General features: G+C 66.2%; 18 protein-coding genes. 6 read left to right on the plus strand and 12 right to left on the minus strand.

Annotated elements, in window-relative coordinates; translation table 11 throughout:
- Positions 1-11 precede the first annotated feature (11 nt).
- The 3 genes from coq7 to rodA are packed head-to-tail and all read right to left on the minus strand — an operon-like array spanning position 12 to position 2699.
- Positions 12-656, minus strand: coding sequence for a 2-polyprenyl-3-methyl-6-methoxy-1,4-benzoquinone monooxygenase (gene coq7, locus QM741_RS06170; protein WP_415206848.1), 645 nt, complete (start codon positions 654-656; stop codon positions 12-14).
- Between the two features lie 32 nt (positions 657-688).
- Complete coding sequence (locus QM741_RS06175; RefSeq protein ID WP_415206849.1) at positions 689-1543, minus strand: 2OG-Fe(II) oxygenase; 855 nt, start codon at positions 1541-1543, stop codon at positions 689-691.
- Positions 1544-1574: 31 nt separating this feature from the next.
- Positions 1575-2699, minus strand: a complete 1125-nt coding sequence (gene rodA / locus QM741_RS06180) for a rod shape-determining protein RodA (protein ID WP_415206850.1) — start codon at positions 2697-2699, stop codon at positions 1575-1577.
- A gap of 769 nt (positions 2700-3468) precedes the next feature.
- On the opposite strand from rodA, the gene QM741_RS06185 reads away from it, so the two are divergent.
- Complete coding sequence (locus QM741_RS06185; RefSeq protein WP_415206851.1) at positions 3469-4167, plus strand: tetratricopeptide repeat protein; 699 nt, start codon at positions 3469-3471, stop codon at positions 4165-4167.
- Positions 4168-4207: 40 nt separating this feature from the next.
- Here QM741_RS06185 and mrdA read toward each other — a convergent pair whose 3' ends face one another.
- The 8 genes from mrdA to QM741_RS06225 all read right to left on the minus strand — a co-directional run bounded on the left by mrdA (position 4208) and on the right by QM741_RS06225 (position 14504).
- Positions 4208-6079 (minus strand): penicillin-binding protein 2, encoded by a 1872-nt coding sequence (mrdA, locus tag QM741_RS06190; protein ID WP_415206852.1) that lies wholly within the window; start codon positions 6077-6079, stop codon positions 4208-4210.
- Complete coding sequence (gene mreD, locus QM741_RS06195; protein WP_415209083.1) at positions 6076-6567, minus strand: rod shape-determining protein MreD; 492 nt, start codon at positions 6565-6567, stop codon at positions 6076-6078. Before mreD ends, mrdA begins: the two co-directional genes overlap by 4 nt.
- A complete protein-coding gene (mreC, locus tag QM741_RS06200; RefSeq protein ID WP_415206853.1) occupies positions 6564-7535 on the minus strand; it encodes a rod shape-determining protein MreC in 972 nt (323 codons plus the stop codon). The genes mreD and mreC overlap by 4 nt, the downstream gene beginning before the upstream one ends.
- 92 nt (positions 7536-7627) lie before the next feature.
- Positions 7628-8674, minus strand: a complete 1047-nt coding sequence (locus QM741_RS06205) for a rod shape-determining protein (protein WP_415206854.1) — start codon at positions 8672-8674, stop codon at positions 7628-7630.
- A gap of 270 nt (positions 8675-8944) precedes the next feature.
- The gene (locus tag QM741_RS06210) at positions 8945-10999 is read right to left on the minus strand and encodes an enterotoxin (protein WP_415206855.1); all 2055 of its coding nucleotides are present in this window, start codon (positions 10997-10999) and stop codon (positions 8945-8947) included.
- A 70-nt stretch (positions 11000-11069) separates the two neighbouring features.
- Positions 11070-12359 carry a D-tagatose-bisphosphate aldolase, class II, non-catalytic subunit gene (locus QM741_RS06215; protein ID WP_415206856.1) on the minus strand — a complete coding sequence of 430 codons (1290 nt, stop codon included), beginning with the start codon at positions 12357-12359 and terminating at the stop codon, positions 11070-11072.
- Positions 12360-12384: 25 nt separating this feature from the next.
- A complete protein-coding gene (locus QM741_RS06220) occupies positions 12385-13308 on the minus strand; it encodes a carbohydrate kinase family protein (RefSeq protein WP_415206857.1) in 924 nt (307 codons plus the stop codon).
- Positions 13305-14504 carry an SIS domain-containing protein gene (locus QM741_RS06225; RefSeq protein WP_415206858.1) on the minus strand — a complete coding sequence of 400 codons (1200 nt, stop codon included), beginning with the start codon at positions 14502-14504 and terminating at the stop codon, positions 13305-13307. The genes QM741_RS06220 and QM741_RS06225 overlap by 4 nt, the downstream gene beginning before the upstream one ends.
- A 113-nt stretch (positions 14505-14617) precedes the next feature.
- Here QM741_RS06225 and QM741_RS06230 point away from each other — a divergent pair, with 113 nt between their 5' ends.
- Positions 14618-15865 carry an amidohydrolase family protein gene (locus tag QM741_RS06230; RefSeq protein ID WP_415206859.1) on the plus strand — a complete coding sequence of 416 codons (1248 nt, stop codon included), beginning with the start codon at positions 14618-14620 and terminating at the stop codon, positions 15863-15865.
- Positions 15862-16656, plus strand: coding sequence for a transcriptional repressor AgaR (gene agaR / locus QM741_RS06235; protein WP_415206860.1), 795 nt, complete (start codon positions 15862-15864; stop codon positions 16654-16656). Before QM741_RS06230 ends, agaR begins: the two co-directional genes overlap by 4 nt.
- A 15-nt stretch (positions 16657-16671) precedes the next feature.
- On the opposite strand, the gene QM741_RS06240 is transcribed toward agaR, so the two are convergent.
- The gene (locus tag QM741_RS06240; RefSeq protein ID WP_415206861.1) at positions 16672-17484 is read right to left on the minus strand and encodes a VacJ family lipoprotein; all 813 of its coding nucleotides are present in this window, start codon (positions 17482-17484) and stop codon (positions 16672-16674) included.
- Between the two features lie 349 nt (positions 17485-17833).
- Here QM741_RS06240 and rpoZ point away from each other — a divergent pair, with 349 nt between their 5' ends.
- From rpoZ to QM741_RS06255, 3 genes are all read left to right on the plus strand, one after another.
- The gene (gene rpoZ / locus QM741_RS06245) at positions 17834-18121 is read left to right on the plus strand and encodes a DNA-directed RNA polymerase subunit omega (protein WP_415206862.1); all 288 of its coding nucleotides are present in this window, start codon (positions 17834-17836) and stop codon (positions 18119-18121) included.
- A 105-nt stretch (positions 18122-18226) separates the two neighbouring features.
- Positions 18227-20368: a RelA/SpoT family protein gene (locus QM741_RS06250; protein ID WP_415206863.1), complete on the plus strand. Its 2142-nt coding sequence runs from the start codon at positions 18227-18229 to the stop codon at positions 20366-20368.
- Between the two features lie 80 nt (positions 20369-20448).
- Positions 20449-20832, plus strand: coding sequence for a RidA family protein (locus QM741_RS06255; RefSeq protein WP_415206864.1), 384 nt, complete (start codon positions 20449-20451; stop codon positions 20830-20832).
- Positions 20833-20853: the final 21 nt, after the last annotated feature.

Here is a 20853-nt window from a genome sequence, read left to right on the forward strand (position 1 = left end):
CGGCGCAGGCTTCAGACACGGTACGCCACGGCCTTCATCACGTTGCTGGCAAGACGCATCAGCGCCGGGATCGGCGGCGGCAGGTCGATGCCGCCGGCCTCGCGCGCGTGGCGGCCGTGGCGTGCCTCGTCGTCCTTCATCTGCGCGACGACGGCGCGGCTGGCCGCGTCGGCGATCGGAAGTTTCTGCAGATGTTCGCCCAGATGGGCTTCGACCTGGCGCTCGGTTTCGACGACGAAGCCGAGGCTGACTTCGTCGCTGACCAGCGCCGCCACCGCGCCGAGCGCGAAGCTGCCCGCGTACCAGAGCGGATTGAACAGGCTGGGCCGGCTGTGCAACGCGTCGAGCCGCTGCGCGCACCAGGCCAGGTGGTCGGTTTCCTCGGCCGCGGCGTCGAGCAACCGCGCGCGCGTGTCGGCACGGCGCGCGACCGCGGCCTGGCCGGAGTACAGCGCCTGGGCGCACACCTCGCCGGTGTGGTTCACGCGCATGAGGCCGGCCGCATGGCGGCGTTCGTCGTCGTCGAGATCGCCCTCGTCCATGCCCGTGGCGGGCGAGCGGCGCGACGCGTCCGCGGCGGTGCCGAACGCCGTGCCGACGGCGCGCTCGAGTTCGATCAGGATGCGGTCGGTCGGGGAAAGGAATCGGCGCAGCATGGTTGGCGTCTCTCTTTCGGGGTGCGGCGGCGTCAGGCGAACACGCGCTGGCGCAGCCATTTGGTCGCGATCCATTTCTCGCCGGCCACGACGGGCGCGCCGGCGTGCAGCGTCTTCGTCGACGGCTGCGGTTGTGGGTAGCTGAAGAACACCGCGTTGCCACACTGCGGCAGCACCGACAGGCCGACGTCGGGAAACGTCGTCGCGCCGCCGTTCGAGGGCGTGTTGAGGTAGATGATCAGGCTCGCCACGCGCTGGCCGCCGCGGCGCGTCAGCGCGGGCGTACCGGGGTCGGCCGGATCGAAGTAATCGTAGTGCGGCTCGTACTCGGCGCCGGGCTGGTAGTGGAGTACCTGCAGGCCTTCGCCGTTTTCCGCGGGCCAGTTCAGCAGTTTTGCGATGCGGTTTTCGATGCGCAGGTGCAGCTCGCTCTCGCCGCGCTGGAAGAACATGCCCCGGCTGGTGCGCGCGACGTCGATCTGGTACTCGCCGGTCTGCCGGTTCACCGTCTCCGAGCGCGCCATGCGCGGCTTGGCCGCCTCGATCAGCGCAGCGCATTCGTCGGCGCCGAGCAGGTTGCCGAACACGACCACGCGCGGCGACTTCATCTCGATGAGCACCTGCACCTCGCGGTCGCCCGCATCGAGCGACAGAGGCATCTGCGCGATGCCGGGCTCGGGCATGCCTTCGGCCGGCGTGTCGTTGGCGGCCACGGCCACGCGCGCGCGCGGGTTTTCGGCGACCACCACGGCGAGCGCGTCGGTCGCGGCCTTGCGCTGCCAGCCGGCCGCCATCAGTTCGGCGACCACTTGATCGCTGCCCGCGCCGGCGAGCATGCGGTTGAGGATCCACTGCTTGGCGTCGGCACTCACGTTCGTTCTGCTCATGCCGCTAGCCTAAATCCATGCGCGCGCCGGTTCAACGCGGCGCGCGCCGGTGGTTGTGGATGGCCATCAGCATGCCGAATCCCGCGAGCAGGGCGACGATCGAAGTGCCGCCGTAGCTGATCAGCGGCATCGGCACGCCGACCACGGGCAGGACGCCGGCGATCATGCCGCCGTTGACCATGACGTAGACGAAGAACGACATGCTGATCGAGCCGGCGAGCAGGCGCGAGTAGGTGTCGCGCGCGTTCGCCGCGATCATCAGGCCGCGGCCGACGATGAAGACGTAGAGCGCGATCACGACGGCGACGCCGACGAAGCCCCATTCCTCGGAAAACACCGCGAAGGCGAAGTCGGTGGTGTGCTCGGGCAGGAACTCGAGCGCCGACTGCGTGCCGTGCTGCCAGCCCTTGCCCCACAGGCCGCCCGAGCCGACCGCGATCTCGCTCTGCATGATGTGCCAGCCGTCGCCGAGGCGGTCGGCGGCCGGGTCGAGGAAGGTGAACAGGCGTTTCTTCTGGTAGTCGTGCATGAAGTGCCAGGCGAGCGGCGCCGCCGCGGCCGCGGCCGCGAGCACGAGGCCGATGCGCCACCACGCCATGCCGGCGAGAAAGATCGCGAACATGCCGCTGGCGACGACGAGCAGCGCGGTGCCGAGGTCGGGCTGTTTGGCGATCAGCGCGGCCGGAATCGCGATCAACACGCCGACGATCGCGAGCGAGACGAACTTCGGCGGCAGCTCGCGCCGGCTCAATACCCAGGCCGCCATCATCGGCATCGTCAGTTTCGACAATTCCGACGGCTGGAAGCGGAACACTTTCAGATCCAGCCAGCGGTTCGCGCCGCGACCCTCGCCGAGCGCGGCGACGACGAGCAGCAGCAGCACGCTGCCGGCGTAGAGCCACGGCGTCCATTTGCGCAAGGTCTGCGGCGAGACGCGCGACAGCAGCACCATCAGCACCGCGCCGAGCGCGAAGCGCGCGCCCTGGTTGAAGGCGAACTTCGCATCGGGGCCGCCCGCGCTGTAGAGATTGACGAGGCCGACGCCGGCGAGCAGCAGCAGCGCGCAAGCCAGCGGCCAGTCGAGTTGCGGCGCGCGCAGCCAGCGGCGCGCGAACGCGCGCCAACGCTGACCGAAATTTTCCAGCAGCAGATTCATCTTGGGATTCGATAAATTTCAGGTGCCGATCACCAACAATCTTCCATAAGAGGAGAAACAACAATCTCGCCTACTCTTCTATATGGGCAGAACAAATATTTCGATATTAAAATTTATGTAATAAATAGTTAATGCGAGATTTGTATCACATAATCATCTATGCATGGGCATAAGATCATTTCTGACTCCCGAGAAATTGAACGTGGCGTGAGGTATTGGGGACTATATCAATTGGAGATGATCTTATGCGTATGAGAATTGCAACATTATTTTCTTTACTTCTCATAAATGTCGCGGCATGGGGTACCTGTCCAACAGGGTCCGCCTCCGCCGCAACGATTAGTACATATGATTAGTACATATGATTACGTATACTCACAAATCCCTGAAGTGCATCTTGCGTGGATTGGTTCAAGTCTTGAAAGCAGAATAACTGCGTTAACCGCCATGGCTGCAAAATATCGATATTACCATACTACATCCTCATTGCCAGTTTGGTCATATTTTGACGTTATATATGATGATTTTACTTCTGAATGCGCCTATGTTGATACGTCGGAAGTGACTCCTATCCCCGGGACGCAGCAACCTGCACCTACACGTCCTTATCATAATAATGCAGAGTATCCCTCCGTCGTAGATTACGGACCCCTTGGCCAAGTTTGTTTCTCAACTCTTGAGAATGTTACGGTATGTATCACCCCATAACTTTTTCATAAGTGAGAGGAAATTCACTTTTACATTTTGCAATATCACAAAGATGAAGTCCTTGCCCAGGAAGTATATTTTTTTATTTCTTATCTTGATTCTCCACGGCACGGTAAATGCTTCGGAGAACATTATTATCAATAGCATTGATTATTTGTCCTCGCACCCCGATTCGCGATATCGCATTTCCGGATTGAAGCGATACAAAGCCAGGAATTTCGCTGAAGCTTTCGAGGATTTCCATAAAGCCGCGCGTTATGCGGATAAACTATCCCAGGCATCGATTGCCATGATGCTGTGGGATGGTATTGGCGTAAGGCAAAATCGTACGGAAGCATATGCGTGGATGGACTTGGCGGCGGAACGCGGATATCGCCAATTCGTGGTGCTGCAGAAATATTATTGGCAAAATTTGAACGAAAAGGAACGTAATACCGCCTTGCAAGTGAGTAAAGAAGTATTCGAGAATTACGGAGATACTGTAGCAAAACCAAGATTGGAATCTGAACTTAAGAAAGTCATGCCTGCGACTGGAACCCGTCTAAAGGGGGCGGCCGCCGGAGCAGGCAACTCCGTCAGGATACATCTGAAGGGCCCGACAACCGATATTACTGAGTACTCAGTCGATTCTGCCGAATATTATTCTCCGCACTACTGGGATCCTAAAGAATATTGGAGCTGGGTCGACACGCAATATCAAAAAGATTTACGGCCCGATGTGACTATTGGCCCACCGGTGCAAATGGATCAGAAGAAATAACCGCAAACAAAAAGCCCCAGTCTCGCACCCGGGTTTTCGATTATCGCGCGTCGTCGTCGTACTTCAGCCAGGCGTCGAGGATCTGGCGCGCGACGGGCGCGGCGTCGGTCGCGCCGCTGTGCCCCGACTCGAGCGCGACGACGACGGCGATGCGCGGCTCCTCGGCCGGCGCGAAGCATTCGAACAGCACCTGGTGGCGGTCGGCCGAGGAGGTCGCGATCGTCGTCCAGGTTTCGTCGTAGCGCGAAAAGCGCTCGGCGGTGCCGGTTTTGCCGGCGATCGCGTAGGGGAAATCCTTGCCGAGTCCGCTCACCGTGCTCGGCGGCGGGCCGTTGACCGCGAGCCACATGCCTTCCTCGATCGCCTTCCATGTGCTCGCATGCGTGCCCACGTTCGGGCCCGGCAGCGGCAGCGGCGCGTTCTGCACCGGCGCGCCGACGCCGGATTGCGTTGCGCGCAGCACGTGCGGCGGCCGGTTCGCGCCCTGGGCCGCGACGATCGTGAGCGCATGCGCGAGCTGGATCGGCGTGACCACCCAGAAACCCTGGCCGAAGCCGACGTTGACGGTGTAGCCCGCATACCAGGGCTGGCCGCGCGTCGCGCGCAGCCATTCGGCGGAAGGCAGCACGCCGGGCGCTTCGCCGGCGACGTCGATGCCGGTCTTCGCGCCGAAGCCGAACTTGGCCAGAAAGCCGCTGAAGCGGTCGATGCCGAGGTCGTAGGCGAGCGAGTAGAAATAGGTGTTGACCGACCAGGCCAGCGCGAGCTTGAGATCGACGCGACCGGCCGGGAAATCGTCGCGGTAGCCGCGCGCCTGCCCCGGAATGTGGTATTCGCCGGTCGAGACCACCGTGTCCGTGGGCGTGCGCAGGCCCAGTTCCAGTCCAGCGGCGGCGGCGTAGGGCTTGATCGTCGAGCCGGGAATGAAGCCGCCGGCGATCGCGCGGTTGAGCAGCGGTTTGCGCGGATCCTGCATCAGTTGCGTGTAGTCGGCCTGGCCGATGCCGTTGACGAACAGGTTGCCGTCGAAGTCGGGCTCGCTGACCAGCGCGAGCACTTCGCCGTTGCGCGGATCGATCGCGACCGCGGCGCCGAGGCGCGGGCCGAGCGCCTCCTCGGCCGCGCGCTGCAGGCGCGCGTCGATCGACAGGTACAGGTTCTTGCCCGGCGTCGGCGCGACGCTGTCGAGTTTCCGACGCACGCGGCCGTCGACGTCGACCTCGACCGTCTCGCTGCCCGGCGCGCCGTGCAGTTCGTCCTCGTACCAGCGCTCGACGCCGGTCTTGCCGATGTGCGTGGTGCCGGCGTAGTCGTTCGCGTCGAGGCGTTCGAGTTCCTTCGCGTCGATGCGGCCGACGTAGCCGACCACGTGCGTGAACAACGGCCCGAGCGGATAGGCGCGCGTCAGGTAAGGCACCACCTCGACGCCCGGAAAGCGCCAGCGGTTGATCGAGAAGCGCGCGATCTCGTCCTCGCTGAGCTTGAGCCGCAGCGGCACGCTTTCGAACGCCTTCTTCTTCACTCGCGCGCTCTTGAAGCGCTCTATGTCGTCGTCGCTGATCGCGATCACGTCGCCAAGCTCGGCGAGCATCCTGTCCATGCCCTTGCGGCCGCCCTCGACCGCTTCGGGCACCACCTCGAGCCGGAACGCGGCGACGTTGTCGGCGAGCAGCTCGCCGTTACGGTCGTAGATGAGGCCGCGGCTCGGCGCCACGCTGCGCACCGAGATGCGTTGCTTGTCCGAGGTCTCGCCGAACTCGGCGCCGCGGTAGACCTGCAGGAACAGGTAGCGCGACGCCAGCATGCCCAAACAGGCCGCGATGAGCAGGAAGCCGACGATCGCGCGCGCGCGGAACGTTTCCGCGTCGGCGCGGGCGTTGCGCACCTGCATGCGCGCGCCGGGCGGATTCATGAATCGCTTGCGCGCAGGCGCGCCCTCAGATCGTCGAACAGCAGGAACAGCCACGGCCACGCGAGCATGCCGGCCGCCGGCGCGAACCAGAAGTCGAGCGGCGGCGGCGGATCGCCGGCGATCGCGTGCACCATCAGGTAGACGACGCGATCGTTGAGCAGCAGCGCGAACACCGCGAGCGTCTGCTGCCACACCGGGAAGAAGCGCAGGCGCGAACGGAAGCGCAGCACGATGAAACAAAGTATACAAAGCCGCATCGATTGCTCGCCGAGCATCTCGCCGCCGAGCAGATCGGCGACGAGACCGAGGGCGAAACACAGGCCGAGCGGCACGCGCTCGGGCAGCTCGATCATCCAGTAGATCAGCACGAGCGCGAGCCAGTACGGCTTGAACGGCAGCAGCGGTGCCGGCAGCGGCGCGAGCTGGAACAGGAACGCCGTGGCGATGCCGCCCCAGAACAGCCAGTTCAAGCCGCGCAGGCGCATCAGTTTTCCCCCGGCTTCGCCGCATCGGGCGCGGGCACGACGACGGACGGCGGCGCGGGTTCGTCGCCGCCCTTGAGCGACACCGGCGGGCCGATTTCTTCGGCCGGCGCGGGCGGCCCGACCGGATTGGCCAATTCGTGCAAAACCAGCACCTCGGCGCTGCGGTCGAGCGCCGCGTCGGGCGTGGCCTGCGCGGCGGCGAACATGCCGCTGGCGTCGTTGCCGATCGAGCGGATCACGCCGACCGGAAAATCCGCGGGGAAACGCCCGCCCAAACCCGACGTGACGAGCTTGTCGCCCGGCTTCACGTCGGCGCTGGTCGGGATGTTCGGCAGTTCCAGCGTGTCGAGCGTGCCGCTGCCGCGCGCAATCGTGCGCAGGCCGGTGCGTTCGATGCGCACCGGCACCGCGTGCGACTTGTCGCTGATGAGCAGCACCGTGCAACTGCGCGGGCGCACTTCGACGATCTGGCCGACGAGGCCGCGCGCGTCGATCACCGGCTGGCCGACCTGGATGCCGTTGTCGCTGCCGAGGTCGAGCAGGATCGTGTGCCGCCGGTACGGGCCGAAGTCGACGTCGATCACCTTCGCGAGCTGCACGGAAAGGCCGAGCGTCTTCTGCACCGAGAGCAGTTCCTGCAGGCGCTGGTTCTGCTCCTGCACGGCCTCGACGCGGCGCAGGCGCGTCTGCGCGAGCAGCAGCTGGCGGCTCAGTTCGGCGTTCTGCTCGGTCAGTGCGCTCCGGTCGGCGAGGGCGACGCGCGCGTCGCGCGCGAGTTCCGACGGCGCCGCGGCGAGCCGCCAGGCCGGTTCGGTGACGACGCTGGCGCCGGCGCGCAGGCGTTCGAGCCAGTCTCCGCGCCGGTCGGCGATCATCAGCGCGATCGCGGCGACGAGATAAGCCACCAGGCGCAACGTGCCCGATGCGCCTTCGCCGAACAGCGGGGCCGTGTTGTTGGCGGGGATGGCCATGTGAGGTGATTGGTGATTCGTGATTGGTGATTCGCGAAATCAAAAGCCGGCGCCACGAATCACGAATCACAAATCACGAATCACGGCCTTCGTTACTCCGAGGCGAAGAAATCGCTGCCGTGCTGGTCGACGAGTTCGAGCGCGCGGCCGCCGCCGCGCGCGACGCAGGTCAGCGGATCGTCGGCGACGTGCACGTGCAGGCCGGTTTCCTCGGAGATCAGGCGATCGAGGTCCTTGAGCAACGCGCCGCCGCCGGTCAGCACGATGCCGCGCTCGGCGACGTCGGAACACAGTTCGGGCGGCGTCTGTTCGAGCGCGACGCGCACCGCGGCGACGATGCCCATCAGCGGTTCGTGCAGCGCTTCGAGCACCTCGTTGGAGCTGATGCGGATCATGCGCGGCACGCCTTCGGCGAGGTTGCGGCCCGAGACTTCGATCTCGCGCGCCTCGTCCTGCTTGAATGCGCAGCCGATCTCGACCTTGATCTTCTCGGCGGTCGATTCGCCGATCAGCGTGCCGTGGTTGCGGCGCACGTAGTTGATGATCGCCTCGTCGAAACGGTCGCCGCCGATGCGAACCGACTGCGAATAGACGATGCCGTTGAGCGAAATGACCGCGACCTCGGAGGTGCCGCCGCCGATGTCGAGCACCATCGAGCCGCGCGCCTCGTGCACCGGGATGCCGGCGCCGATCGCCGCGGCCATCGGCTCCTCGATCAGGTACACGTCGCGCGCGCCGGCCGACTCGGCCGACTCCTTGATCGCGCGGCGCTCGACCTGGGTCGAGCCGCACGGCACGCAGACCAGCACACGCGGGCTCGGCCGGAACATGCGCGCCTTGTGCACCTTCTTGATGAACTGCTTGAGCATCTCCTCGGTCATCGTGAAGTCGGCGATGACGCCGTCCTTCATCGGCCGGATCGTGACGATGTTGCCCGGCGTGCGCCCGAGCATGCGCTTGGCGTCGGCGCCGACCGCGGCGACCGAACGCGGGCCGCCGGGGCCTCGGTCCTGGCGGATCGCGACCACCGAAGGCTCGTTCAGCACGATGCCCTGGCCGCGCACGTAGATCAGCGTGTTCGCCGTGCCGAGATCGATCGACAGATCGTTGGAGAAAAGCCCGCGTAAACCCTTGAACATTAATGCAACCTGCTGCCGCTTGCCATGGTGCCGCGTCTTGGCGGAAAAGCGCGACAGTGTAGTAAGCGCCTCCGGGCGAAGCAAGGAAAAATGCTGTTAAATCGGGGGTGGAACCGGGGCAATCGCGGCGCCCGTACCGCCGCCGCGGAGCGGGCGTCCCCGAGCCGGAGGGTACCGCACCTTTGCCGACGGATTGCGGCGGGCGCGATCGCCGAGCCGGGCGGCGGCCTTGTTCCGGTCGCCTTCGCGGTTCGTATACTTTTTCGCTTCTCAGCGCGTAGATTCGGCGGTCAGCTCGAACGTGACCACCTGGAACGGCGCCAACGTCAATGTCGCCGCGTGGTCGGCGTCGAACGTCGTCGCCTCGCCGTCGCCCCAGACCGGCTTCGCGGCGTAGCGCCGCGCGCTGCCCGGCGGCAGTTCGAGCTGGCGCTGCAAGTCGATCACGGCGAGCTGCGCCTTCGCATCGGGATTGCGCAGCGTGACAAACGCCTTTTGCGGCGTCCACGCCGCCCAGCCGTAGACGTCGAGACGGCCCGGGTCGCCGCCGATCCAGTGCGTGTCGCGCAGCACCATGGCGTTGTCGCGCGACCAGCGTGCGGCTTCGGCGAGCGTATCCCAGTCCGAATCCGAGAGCAGCTTGGGCGTGATGTACAGCTCCTGCAACTGCGTGCCGCTGGCGAAGTACGAGTGCACTTCGTTGGCGAAGTCGTGTCCGGGATCGGTATTGAGCGCCTTGTGCATCTGCGCATAGATGATGCCGTGGAGCATCAGCGAATTGAGCGGATACAGCGGCCCTTTCTCGACGATGTTGCGGTAGGTGTCGGCGTCCCGGTAGGTGATCCAGCGTTCGCGGTGGGTGCCGACGCCGGCGAAATCGTCGTCCTCGCCGCCGCGCCAGATCGAATCGGCGTAGCGCAGCCAGAACGGCGACGGATACGTGCCCGTCGTCAGGTTGACGAAGGTGTCCGGCTTGGCCGCGCGGATGTCGTCGATCAACGCGATCGCGGCGGCGAAGTCGCTGTCGAAACGGCTGCCGGGGAACACCTTGTCGGCGTTGCCGGTGCCGTCGAACTTGAACTGGTTGATGCCGTTCTTCGTCAGCAGTTCCAGCACCGCGTCGTGGAAGCGCTGGTAGTACTTCGGCCCGGACAACGCGAGGCCGTTATCGATGATTTCGTAGCCGGCGGCGCGGCCGTTCCTGACGCGCTCCTCCTTCGGCTTGCTGTAGCCTCCCCACGGCGACAGCCACACGCCCGGCGCGGCGCCGTATTTCGCCGCCGCGTCCTTGAGCGGCACGAATCCCTGCGGGAAATCCTTGCTGAAATGCCAACTGCCGCTGCGGTCGTCCCAGCCGTCGTCGAACAGGAACGAGTCGAGCTTGACGTGGCGCTTCACGCTCAACTCCTCGCCGAACGCATGGATGCGATCGAGCGCCTGCTCCTGCGTGTACGGCGTGAAGTAGCCGATGTCGTACCACGAGTTGTAGTGCAGGAACGGGCGGTACGGATGCGCGCGCTCGCGTTCGAGGTAGGCGGCGAAGTCGCGGCGCAACTGGCCGTCGCGCGCGACGCCGACGACGGCCGAATAGCCGATCGATTGGCCGCGGCGCAGCGGCAGGCTGCGCTTGATCCAGGTGCGCGCGTGCGTCCAGCGCGCCTGGCTTTCCGACAATGGATTCTCGAAACCGACGTAGTAGTTGCCGAACACGATCGGCGAGCCGTTGACGTCGCCGGCGACGCGCGCGCCCATCACGTCGTCGAGCTTGAGCAGCTCGACTTCGGCGATCGCCTCGTCCTGCTTGAGTGCGGTGATCGTGAGCAGCTCGCGCAGATAGGCCGACCCTTCGCGCTGCTGCAGCTGCCAGGCGAAACGGAAGCGGTCGTCCTTGTCGGTGAAGTCGATGGCGATCGCCCGGCCGGGAATTCGCTCGGCGAGGCGCGAGGCTTTTGCCGCGGCCGCGAGCTTTTCCGTTCTCGCCGCGCCCGTTGCGTGCAGGTCGGAGGCGTTGATCCGCGTGCCGTCGGCGAATGCCAGCGCGAACGGCTCGACCACCTTGATCGCGGGCGCGCCGTCGCTGCCGCCGATGCGGAAGTCGGCGAAGTGGCCGTCGCTCAACTTCCACGTCGCCGCGATGGTCGCGGTGCCGAGGCGCGCACCGTCCTTGTCGACCGTCGCCGTCGTCCTTTCGGTGCGGACGTCATCGCCGCTCGCGGCGTGGACGACGGTCGCCGTTGCGCCGGCCAGTGTGCAGGCGATGGCGCAAAGCGCGGCCTTGCGGCGCGAAGCGCGGTGCGGGAAAACAAAGTTCGAGGATGAGGACATGGATTTGTTCCTGTTGCTGGAAGTCGTCATGCAGGGCAGGCGCGTCATTTTCGTTGCCGAAGCCGCCCGCTCAAAGCGTCTGCGCGCAGGCTTGCGCATACTGGCGCAGGACATGGGTCACGCCCGCGCGCAGAAGATTGGCCGCGGAGTTGGTCAACCGTCCGGCGCGGACGTCCTCGTACTGCCGTGGCAGGTACTGGCCGAGCAAGGCCAGCGGCAGCGCGCCGGTTGGCGAGATCGCGTCGAGGTTGCGCAGCAACGCCGCGCACGCTTCCTGGATCTGCGGATGCGCCCAGTAGTAGCGCACGCGGTCGCTCAGGCTGTACTGCAGGTCGAGGGTCAGGCGGCTCCCGTCGGTGTAATACTTGTTCCAGTACTTCGGCTCCGCGCGCATGACACCGAGCACGACGTCGCGCAGGCCGGAGCGTTTCGACGCCGGCAGCATTTCGTCCTCGATGGCGGACAACGCCCACAAGGTTTCGCGCAAGGCGTAGGTGACGCCGGGGCCGACCTTGAGGATCGCGAAGTGGCCGCGCACCAGGGCGGCGAGCGCGTCGGGCGTCTGGTAGTCGGTGGAATGCGCTTCGTAGACGAGACCGGGAAATTGCTCGATCGCGGCGCTGAGCGCGCGCGCTTTTTCCGGCTTGAAATCGACGACGTCGTGATGGTCGAACTCGACGCCGGGCTGGACGACGATGCCGATCACGCGCTGCCATGCCTCGTCGAGACCCTGCGCCGCGAACGCCCTGCGATGCGCCTCCACCGTCGCCGCCATCGCTTCGGGATGCGTGACCTGCAACTCGTCCAACTCTTCTTTCGCACCGCCCGGCACGGGCACTTCGGTGCCGACGATATAGACCGGCGCCGCGCCGCCGCTGCGCCGCCATGCGCGCTCGGCGACGGCGGCGAGGCGTGCCGCGCGCGCCGCCACTTCGGTATCGCGCAGCACCGGCGCATCGTCCGCGCACGCCATCGAGCAGTCGAGATGGATCTTGCGGAAACCCGCGGCGACGTAGTCGTCGATCAGCGTGTCGGCTTTCGCCATCGCCGCTGCCGCCGCTTCGTCCTGCCACGCGTTCGGGCCGAGATGATCGCCGCCGAGCAGCACCTGTTCGCGCGCGAGTCCCGCGCGATCCGCCCGGTCCATCACGAACGCGTGGAAATCCGCCGGCCGCATGCCGGTGTAGCCGCCGAACTGGTTGACCTGGTTCGAGGTCGCCTCGATGAGCACGGGGCGACCGTTCTCGTGGGCGTGGATCAGCGCAGCGTCGAGCACGACGGGGTGCGCCGAACAGATCGACGCGATGCCGACCGGCTGGCCGGAACGATGGCGTGCGACGATGTCGAGCAGTGCTTTCATGGCGTTCGTCCCGATCCGTTGTCCGTCATCGCGACCCGACCAGCGCAAGCGCTTCGTCGGCCGTGGCCTGGGTTGCGGTGCCGCCGATCCCGCGCGTCGACAATGCGCCGCAGGCATTGCCCCAGCGCAGGCAGTCGAGCAGCGGCAGGTCGCGCAGCCACGCGTGCAGGAAACCGGCGTTGAACGAATCGCCCGCACCGGTCGTGTCGACGGCATTCGTCGCGCAGGCGGATGCGGAAAGCACCTTGCCCGCATCGAGCGTCATCGCACCGCGGCTGCCGGCCTTGACGACGGTGCGCGTGGCGCCGTTGTCGAGCACGCGCAGCGCTTCCTCGGGCGTGTCGCCGCCGCTGATCGCGCAGGCCTCGCTCTGGTTCGGCAGGAACACGTCGACGTGGCGCAGCACCTCGATCAGCTCGCGTCCCCAGCGTTGCTCGGGATCGGAACCGGGATCGAGAGAGGTCGAGAGCCCGGCCGCGCGCGCGCGCGCGAACAATTCGCCGAGCCGGGGGCGCAGCGTCGTTTGCAGGTAGTACGACGACACGTGCAGATGCCGCGCGCCGGCGAGCACGGCATCGCTTACGTCGTCCGCGCCGAGCGCGGCGATCGCGCCGGGCCAGGTAAGCAGGGCGCGGTCGGCTTGCGAGGAGATCGCCACGGTCACGCCGGTGCGCACGCCGCCCCCGATCGCGATCGACGCGGTGTCGACGCCGCGCCCACGCAGCGCTTCGAGGCAGAACCGGCCGAAGGGATCGTCGCCGCAGCGGCCGACGAAGCGGACCGGATCGCCGAGCCGCGCCAAGCCCATCGCGAGGATCATCGACGACGAACCCGGGCACTGTGCATAGGTTTCCGCGAGCGTTTCGCGGCCGAACTGCGGCAACGCAGGCACGCCCGCGAAGATCAGGTCGACGTTGATTTCACCTGCAATGACGATCCCTCGCTTCATCGCGCCTCGCCGGCCGGGTGGATGGCGAATTCCTCGACCACGCGCGTCAGCACGCCGGCGGAAGGCGCGTCGGGCTTCTGGCCCAGATGCAGGCAGCGGAAGAACGCGAGCAGTTGGCCGACGACGATGTCGATCATGTGGCGCTGCGTCTCGCCGAGCGCGTCGAGACCCGGCAGATCGATCGCCAGATCGCCGGCGGCGACGACGCCGGCCGGAATGTTCTCGCCGACGATGACGCGCGCGAGGCCGAGCTGCTTGCGATCCAGCTCGCGCAACAGATCGTATTCGTAGTCGCGCACGCTCGCCTGCGCCGAGAGGAAGGCGACGACGAGGCTCGGACGATTGAGCGCCGACATCGGACCGTGGCGCAGGCCGAGAAATGTCTCGGCCATCGTCGTCACCGCACCGCCGGACATCTCAAGCATCTTCAGCGCGGATTCGCGTACGGCGCCGAGCGCCGGACCGCTGCCGAGATACACCGCGGCCGCGAAGTCCCTGCGCGCGATCATCGCGAGCGCGTCGGCATGGCGATCGAACACGCGCTGCGCGATATCGGCCGCCGCTGCGGAATGCGTCGCGTACGTTTCGTCTGGCGCGAGCGCGCCTCCGGCAAGCAGCAGGTTGGTGAAACTGCTCGTCATCACCAGGCTGCGGTCGTTCGTGCGCGCGTCGAGCAGCAGCACGCGTACGCGCGGCTCGTCGCGATAGCGCGTCGCGAGCCGCCCCTTCGCATTGCAGGTGACGACGAGGTGTGTGCACGCCGGCGCCGCAGCGAGGATCGAATCGACCACGGCGGCGCTCTCCGGGGAATCGCCCGAGCGCGCGATCGACACGATCAGGCCGCGGCCCGGGGCGAGCGTACCCCGCGCGTGGGTGAGCAAATCGCCGGCCGGTATCGCGCGGCAGGGGATGCGCAGGGCGGCCTGCAGCACCGCGGCGAGGCACTCGCCCGCATGCACCGAACTGCCCGAGCCGGTCAGCACGATATGCTCGGGGCGCGGAATCAGCGCCTGCGAGAGCAGCGCGGCGACGGTCGATCCGGCGAGCAGGCCGGCGGTATCGCGCCAGGTCTGCGGTTGCTGCAGGATCTCGCGCAGGGTGTCCGCATAACCGGCCCGCCCTTGCTGTTCCGCGGTGGCGGAGAGAAGCCGGCCAAGCTCGGTCGAAGGCGAAAGCGTGTCGGAGGAGACTGGCATCGGAAAAAGATATAAAATGAAAGTATTCGATGAATGATCTCTAGTATAAACGAAAGAAAACGAAAGATTCAAGTCAATTCCGTATCGCGTAAAACGAAAGCTCGGGAGGAATGATGAAAAACTCGCCACAGCGCAGAGTCGCCGTTGCGCCGCCGCCACGGGCGCGCTGTTTCTGCTGCTCGCCGCCGCTGTCTATCGTGCGCGGCGGCGTCGGCAAGAATCCGCTGCAGACTGCGCGCGACGCCGGAAAGGCCGGACTGCGGCTCGGCGATTTCCAGCCGCGCAGCATGCTGCGCGTGCGCGAGACGCGCATCGAGCGTCCGCGCTTCCCGGTGATCGACGTGCACACGCACTTGTCGTGGATGAGTTCGACGCGCAACGGCGTGTCGGTCGGCGAGGAGATGACCTGGTTCGCCTCGCCGGAAGGAATTCTTCCACTGATGGAACGCAAGGGCATCCGCGCGATGGTCAACTTGACCGGAGGCGTCGGCAGGGGACTCGAAGCCGCGATCGAGCGTTTCGACCGCGCCGCGCCGCGCCGCTTCCTGACCATGACCGAGCCGTCGTTCGAGCACATCGCCGAACCCGACTATCCGCAGCGCCAGGCCGATGCGCTCGCGCACGCCAAGCGCGCCGGCGCCTGCGGCCTCAAGCTGCTCAAGACGCTGGGGCTTTACCTGCGCGAACGCGTCGACGAAGGCGCGCGCCTCGCGATCGACGATCGCCGCTTCGATTCGATGTGGGCGACCTGCGCGGACGTCGGCCTGCCCGTGTTCATCCACAGCGCCGACCCCGCCGCGTTCTTCCTGCCGACCGACGCGCACAACGAACGCTACGAGGAACTGGCCAACCATCCGGACTGGTCGTTCTACGGCGCGGAATTCCCGGGCTACGACGAACTGATCGCCGCGCGCGACCGCGTGATCGCGCGCCATCCGCAGACGACGTTCGTCTTGATGCATGTCGGTTCGCAGGCCGAGGACCTCGCCGCGATTTCCGCGTGCATGGATCGCCACGCCAACGTGCATGTCGACATCAGCGCGCGGGTCGGCGAACTCGGCCGTCAGCCGCGCGCGAGCCGGCAATTCTTCGAGCGTTGGCAGGACCGCATCCTGTTCGGCACCGACGCGGTGCCGCCGCCGTGGGGCGACGAGGTGCCGCAGCAGTTGCTCGGCGATGCGCTCTACGAAATCTACTATCGTTTCCTCGAAACCGAGGACGAATATTTCGACTATGCCCCGGCCGCGATTCCGCCGCAGGGCCGCTGGTCGATTTACGGCATCGGCCTGCCCGATGCGATACTGCGCAAGATCTACCACGACAACGCCGCTCGTCTCCTCGGATTGCCGCCGACCGCATGACCCGCCCGCCTCCGCCTTCGCGGCTGCTCGTCGAAGAGCGCCGCCGCCTCATCGTCGAGCAGGTCGAGCGCGACGGTCGCGCGACGGTCGAGCAACTCGCCGCGCGCTTCGGCGTCTCGCCGGTGACGATCCGCGCCGACCTCGAAGCGCTCGCGCGCAACGCCGCGATCGTGCGCTCGCACGGCGGCGCGCTGCCCGCGCCGGCGCACGAGATCGACACGCCGCTCAGCATCAAGGAAACGCGCCGCCATGCGCAGAAACGGCGCATCGGCCAGGCCGCGGCCAGGCTCGTCGAGGACGGCGATACGATCATCCTCGACTCGGGTTCGACCACGATCGAGGTCGCGCGCGCGCTGCGGGCGCGCAAGTGGGGCGAACTGACCGTGATCACCAACGGCCTGCACATCGCGCTCGAACTCGGCGCGATCCCGGCGATCCGCGTGATGATGCTGGGCGGCTTGCTGCGCGCGAGTTCGCATTCGCTGGTCGGCCCGGGCGCGGAGCAGATGCTCGCGCAGCTTTCCGCCGACCGCCTGTTCCTCGGCGTCGACGGCATCGATCCGGAAGTCGGCGTGACCACGCCCGACCCGCAGGAGGCGACGCTCAACGCGCTGATGATCCGCGTTTCGCGCGAGGTGATCGGCGTGTTCGATGCGAGCAAGTTCGGCCAGCGCAGCCTGTCGGTGATCGCGCCGCTGTCGGGTCTGCACAAGGTCGTCAGCGACGGCGCGGCGCCCGCGGAATACGTGCAGGCGCTGCAGGATGCGGGCGTCGAGGTGGTGCTGGTCTGAAAGCGCCCGGGCGCGCTACGGCTGCTTCTGCTTTTTCTCGTATTGCTGCTGTTCTTCGAGCAACTTGTCGACGTCGATGTTGTCGTTGCCCTGCAGCGCCTGGATCGCCTCCATCGGCGGATTGCCGTCGTAGATCTTGTACAGTCGGCGCTGGCGGTAGGCGTCGCGGTAGAAAATGTAGGGGTCGTAGACGCCTTCGAGCAGGCCTTCCGCATCCATCGCGCTCGACCGCAGCGTCACCAGATACGCCACGATCGGCAGGTATTGCGCATTCCAATCGAAGCTGTGGTTGCGCGCGTACCACGACAGCGGATCGAGCGCATACGAGTCGACCGGGAACGCGACCATGTCGCGACCGCTCGACGAGCCGATCAGCGGCAGTACGAGATACGGGCCTTCGGGCACGCCCCATTTGGCCATCGTCACGCCGAAATCCGTGGTGTGCGCGTCAATGCCCATTTCGCTGGCCGGATCGAACAGGCCGAGAACGCCGACCGTCGAGTTGATCGCCAGCCGGCCGGTCGCGGTGAAGGCGTACTTCACCTTGCCCTGGAGAATGTCGTTGACGATCGTGATCGGCGATTCGATGTTGGCGAAGAAGTTGCTGATCAGACGGCGCGAGGTTTCATTGGTGACTTTGCGATAGCCGACCGCGGCCGGCCGGATCGCGACGCGGTCGGCGAAATCGTTGAACGCGTACATCTTTCGGTTGAACTTCTCGTACGGATCGTCCCGCCGCGGCGGCTGGATCGTCGCGCAGCCGGCGAGGACGGCCATGCCGGCGGCGATCGAGGCAAAACGTGAGAAAGGTGTCGAGATCTTCGGCATCGGTGAGCTGTCCGTGGGTTTTCCGCAACGCGCGGGACGCGTTTCCCTGTCTGACGCGCAAGGGTACGCAATTGCGGCGTTGCCGCCCACTTTCAAGACTCGCGAGTACAGGTGCAGTTCAGTTCGCCCCGATCCGGTTTGCGCGTCGCGCGCGCCAGCAGCTACAATACGAATCATACATTTCCGAGTCCGCGTGCGTTTCGTGCGATCGATCGTGGTGTCGCACGTCAGCTTGCCGCCACGTGCCCGCGCCGCCGAAGCGGCGCCTTCGAGACGAGTCGAGAATTCCGCGCCGGTTCGTCGCGTCGCGCGAGGCTTGGGTTTCGCAGTTTGTTTCCCCGAGGTATTTATGGCCCGCATTACCGTAGAAGACTGCCTGGAAGTGGTCGACAACCGCTTCGAACTCGTGCTGATGGCGACCAAGCGCGCGCGCCAGCTCGCCAACGGCGCCGAGGCGACGATCGATACCGCCAACGACAAGCCGACCGTGCTCGCGCTGCGCGAGATCGCCGGCCGCAGGATCGACCAGAACCTGATCGACGAGGTCGACAAGGCCGCGCGCGAGAAAGCCGAGCGCGAGGCGCTCGAATGGGCCGCCGCCGAAGTCGAGGACGACCTCAAGGGCGACGATCTGTGAGCGATGGCGTAAGCCGCCGCCTTCCGCTCGCGCGCGCGTTGCCCACACGGCGTCCGCGCGCCGCCGCCGTTCCGTCGCTCCGCGCAGCGCGCTAGGACCGCGGTCATGAGCACGGCGGCGCAGGAAACCGTCCCTGCCGACGTGCTGGCGCTCGAACAGCGCCTTTCCGCCTATCTTCCCGCCGAGCAGGTCGCGCGCGTGCGCGAGGCCTACGTGGTCGGCGCGCACGCGCACGCCGGGCAGACGCGCAAGAGCGGCGAACCGTACATCACGCATCCGGTCGCGGTCGCGACCATCCTCGCCGAACTCGGCATGGACGCGGAAACGATCATCGCCGCGATCCTGCACGACACGCTCGAGGACACCCCATTGCCGCGCGCGGAGATCGAATCGAAGTTCGGTTCCACCGTAGCCGAGCTGGTCGACGGCGTCACCAAGCTTGACAAAGTCAAGTTCCGCAGCCTGCAGGACGCCGCGGCCGAGAGCTTCCGCAAGATGCTCCTGGCGATGGCGCGCGACCTGCGCGTCATCCTCATCAAGCTCGCCGACCGCCTGCACAACATGCGCACGCTCGGCAGCATGGCGCCCGCCTCGCGCCGGCGCATCGCGCGCGAGACGCTCGACATCTACGCGCCGATCGCGCAGCGTCTCGGCATGAACCGCTTCCGTTCGGAACTGCAGGACCTCGGCTTCCGCGCACTCTATCCCGACCGCTACCGCATCATCTCCGAGCGCATCAAGGGCGTGATCGGCAACCGCCGCGAGGCGATGGGCAAGATCGAGGCCGCGCTGGCCGCCAAGCTCGTCGCCGAACACGTCCCGAGCCGGGTCATGAGCCGGATCAAGACGCCGTACTCGACCTATTCGAAGATGCACGCCGAGCACAAGACCTTCGCCCAGGTCATGGACGTGTACGGCTTCCGCGTCATCGTCGAAAGCACGATGCAGTGCTACCACGCGCTCGGCGCGATCCATTCGTTGTTCAAACCGCTCGACGGCCGCTTCCGCGACTTCATCGCGATCCCGAAGGCGAACGGCTACCAGTCGCTGCACACCGTGTTGTTCGGGCCGTTCGGCGCACCGATCGAGATCCAGATACGCACCGCGGAAATGGACCAGGCCGCCGAACGCGGCGTTGCCGCGCACTGGGTCTACAAGACCACCTCGGAGCCCGCGAACTCCGCGCAGTCGCGCGCGCGCGACTGGGTCGAGCGCATCATCGACACCCAGGCCCGCGAAACCTCGTCGGCCGAGTTCCTCGAAAACGTCAAGGTGGATCTGTTCCCCGACGAGGTCTACCTGTTCTCGCCGAAGGGCAAGATCTTCTCGCTGCCGCGCAACGCGACCGCGCTCGACTACGCCTACTTCGTCCACACCGACGTCGGCAACCACGCCGTCGCCGCGCGCGTGGACAAGAAGCTCGTGCCGCTGCGCACGCGGCTGAACTCGGGCGAGACGGTCGAAGTCATCACCGCGCCGTCGGCTCAGCCGAATCCGCAGTGGCTCGAATGGGTCGTCTCCGCGCGCGCGCGCGTCGCGATCCGCAACAACCTGAAGCATCTGCAGCACGAGGACGCGGTCGAACTCGGCCACCGCATGCTCGACCGCGCGCTCGAAGCGCAGGGCGTGGCCCTCGATGCGATTCCGCTGAAGACGCTGGACCGCTATCTCGCCGACGCCAAGCTCAAGCGCCTCGAAGAACTGCTCGCCGACATCGCGCTCGGCAACCGCATGCCCGACCAGGTGGCGACGGCGCTCGCCGAAGGCGCGGCGCGCAAGACCCGGGCCGCACGGCGCGCGCAGGAAAAAGTGCTCATCACCGGCAGCGAACGCGGCGTGCTCAGCTTCGGTCAGTGCTGCCACCCGGTGCCGGGCGACGAGATCTTCGGCTATCTCTCGCAGGGCAAGGGCATCGTCGTCCACCGCATCGACTGCCCGAACGTGGCCGAATACCGCAAGACGCCCGAGCGCATGATCGCGATGGGCTGGGACCGCGACGTCGCCGGCGACTACCGCGTGCGCCTGCGCATCGTCGTCGAGAACAAGCCCGGCGTGCTCGCGACCATCGCCGCCGCGATCGCCGGCGCCGACTCCAACATCGAGAACGTCGAATACCAGGACCGCGACCTCAACACCTCCGCGCTGATGTTCACGATCGAAGTGCGCGACCTGCACCATCTCGACGAGGTGATGAACCGCGTGCGCCGCGCGCACGTCGTGCACGGGGTTTATCGCTATCCCGTCTGACGCCTTGTGCCCGTCATTCCCGCTTTCGCGGGAATGACGGGCACTGTGTAAGCTTGTCCCAAATCCCGAAGGAGATCTCGATGCCCCGCACCATCATTCACAGCGACCATGCCCCCAAGGCCATCGGCCCGTATTCGCAGGCCGTACGCGTCGGCGACACGATCTATTTCTCCGGACAGACGCCGCTCGATCCGGCCACCGGCGCGCTCGTCGAGGGCGACATCGGCGTGCAGGCGCGGCGCGTGTTCGAGAACCTCACGGCCGTGGCGACGGCGGCGGGCATCGGCTTCGACAAAGTCGTGCGCGTCGGCATCTATCTCACCGATCTCGGCAATTTCGCCGCGGTCAACGCGGTGATGGCCGAATATTTTCAGCAGCCCTATCCGGCGCGCTCGACGATCGAGGTCAAGGGCCTGCCGAGGGGCGCTCAGGTCGAAGTCGACATGATCGCGGTGGCGGATTGATTCTTCTTCCCTTCTCCCATC

Origin of the sequence: Rudaea sp. (assembly GCF_047601565.1) — a bacterium.
GTDB lineage: Bacteria > Pseudomonadota > Gammaproteobacteria > Xanthomonadales > Rhodanobacteraceae > Rudaea.

What these genes read in the sequence shown, in the direction of transcription:
- QM741_RS06215 (WP_415206856.1), bottom strand. Translation starts at nt 12,359, where the DNA reads ATGAAAGCACTGCTCGACATCGTCGCACGCCATCGTTCCGGCCAGCCG.
- QM741_RS06255 (WP_415206864.1), top strand. Translation starts at nt 20,449, where the DNA reads ATGCCCCGCACCATCATTCACAGCGACCATGCCCCCAAGGCCATCGGC.
- mrdA (WP_415206852.1), bottom strand. Translation starts at nt 6,079, where the DNA reads ATGAATCCGCCCGGCGCGCGCATGCAGGTGCGCAACGCCCGCGCCGAC.
- QM741_RS06230 (WP_415206859.1), top strand. Translation starts at nt 14,618, where the DNA reads ATGAAAAACTCGCCACAGCGCAGAGTCGCCGTTGCGCCGCCGCCACGG.
- QM741_RS06240 (WP_415206861.1), bottom strand. Translation starts at nt 17,484, where the DNA reads ATGCCGAAGATCTCGACACCTTTCTCACGTTTTGCCTCGATCGCCGCC.
- rpoZ (WP_415206862.1), top strand. Translation starts at nt 17,834, where the DNA reads ATGGCCCGCATTACCGTAGAAGACTGCCTGGAAGTGGTCGACAACCGC.
- coq7 (WP_415206848.1), bottom strand. Translation starts at nt 656, where the DNA reads ATGCTGCGCCGATTCCTTTCCCCGACCGACCGCATCCTGATCGAACTC.
- agaR (WP_415206860.1), top strand. Translation starts at nt 15,862, where the DNA reads ATGACCCGCCCGCCTCCGCCTTCGCGGCTGCTCGTCGAAGAGCGCCGC.
- QM741_RS06225 (WP_415206858.1), bottom strand. Translation starts at nt 14,504, where the DNA reads ATGCCAGTCTCCTCCGACACGCTTTCGCCTTCGACCGAGCTTGGCCGG.
- rodA (WP_415206850.1), bottom strand. Translation starts at nt 2,699, where the DNA reads ATGAATCTGCTGCTGGAAAATTTCGGTCAGCGTTGGCGCGCGTTCGCG.
- QM741_RS06205 (WP_415206854.1), bottom strand. Translation starts at nt 8,674, where the DNA reads ATGTTCAAGGGTTTACGCGGGCTTTTCTCCAACGATCTGTCGATCGAT.
- QM741_RS06250 (WP_415206863.1), top strand. Translation starts at nt 18,227, where the DNA reads ATGAGCACGGCGGCGCAGGAAACCGTCCCTGCCGACGTGCTGGCGCTC.
- QM741_RS06210 (WP_415206855.1), bottom strand. Translation starts at nt 10,999, where the DNA reads ATGTCCTCATCCTCGAACTTTGTTTTCCCGCACCGCGCTTCGCGCCGC.
- QM741_RS06175 (WP_415206849.1), bottom strand. Translation starts at nt 1,543, where the DNA reads ATGAGCAGAACGAACGTGAGTGCCGACGCCAAGCAGTGGATCCTCAAC.
- QM741_RS06220 (WP_415206857.1), bottom strand. Translation starts at nt 13,308, where the DNA reads ATGAAGCGAGGGATCGTCATTGCAGGTGAAATCAACGTCGACCTGATC.
- mreC (WP_415206853.1), bottom strand. Translation starts at nt 7,535, where the DNA reads ATGGCCATCCCCGCCAACAACACGGCCCCGCTGTTCGGCGAAGGCGCA.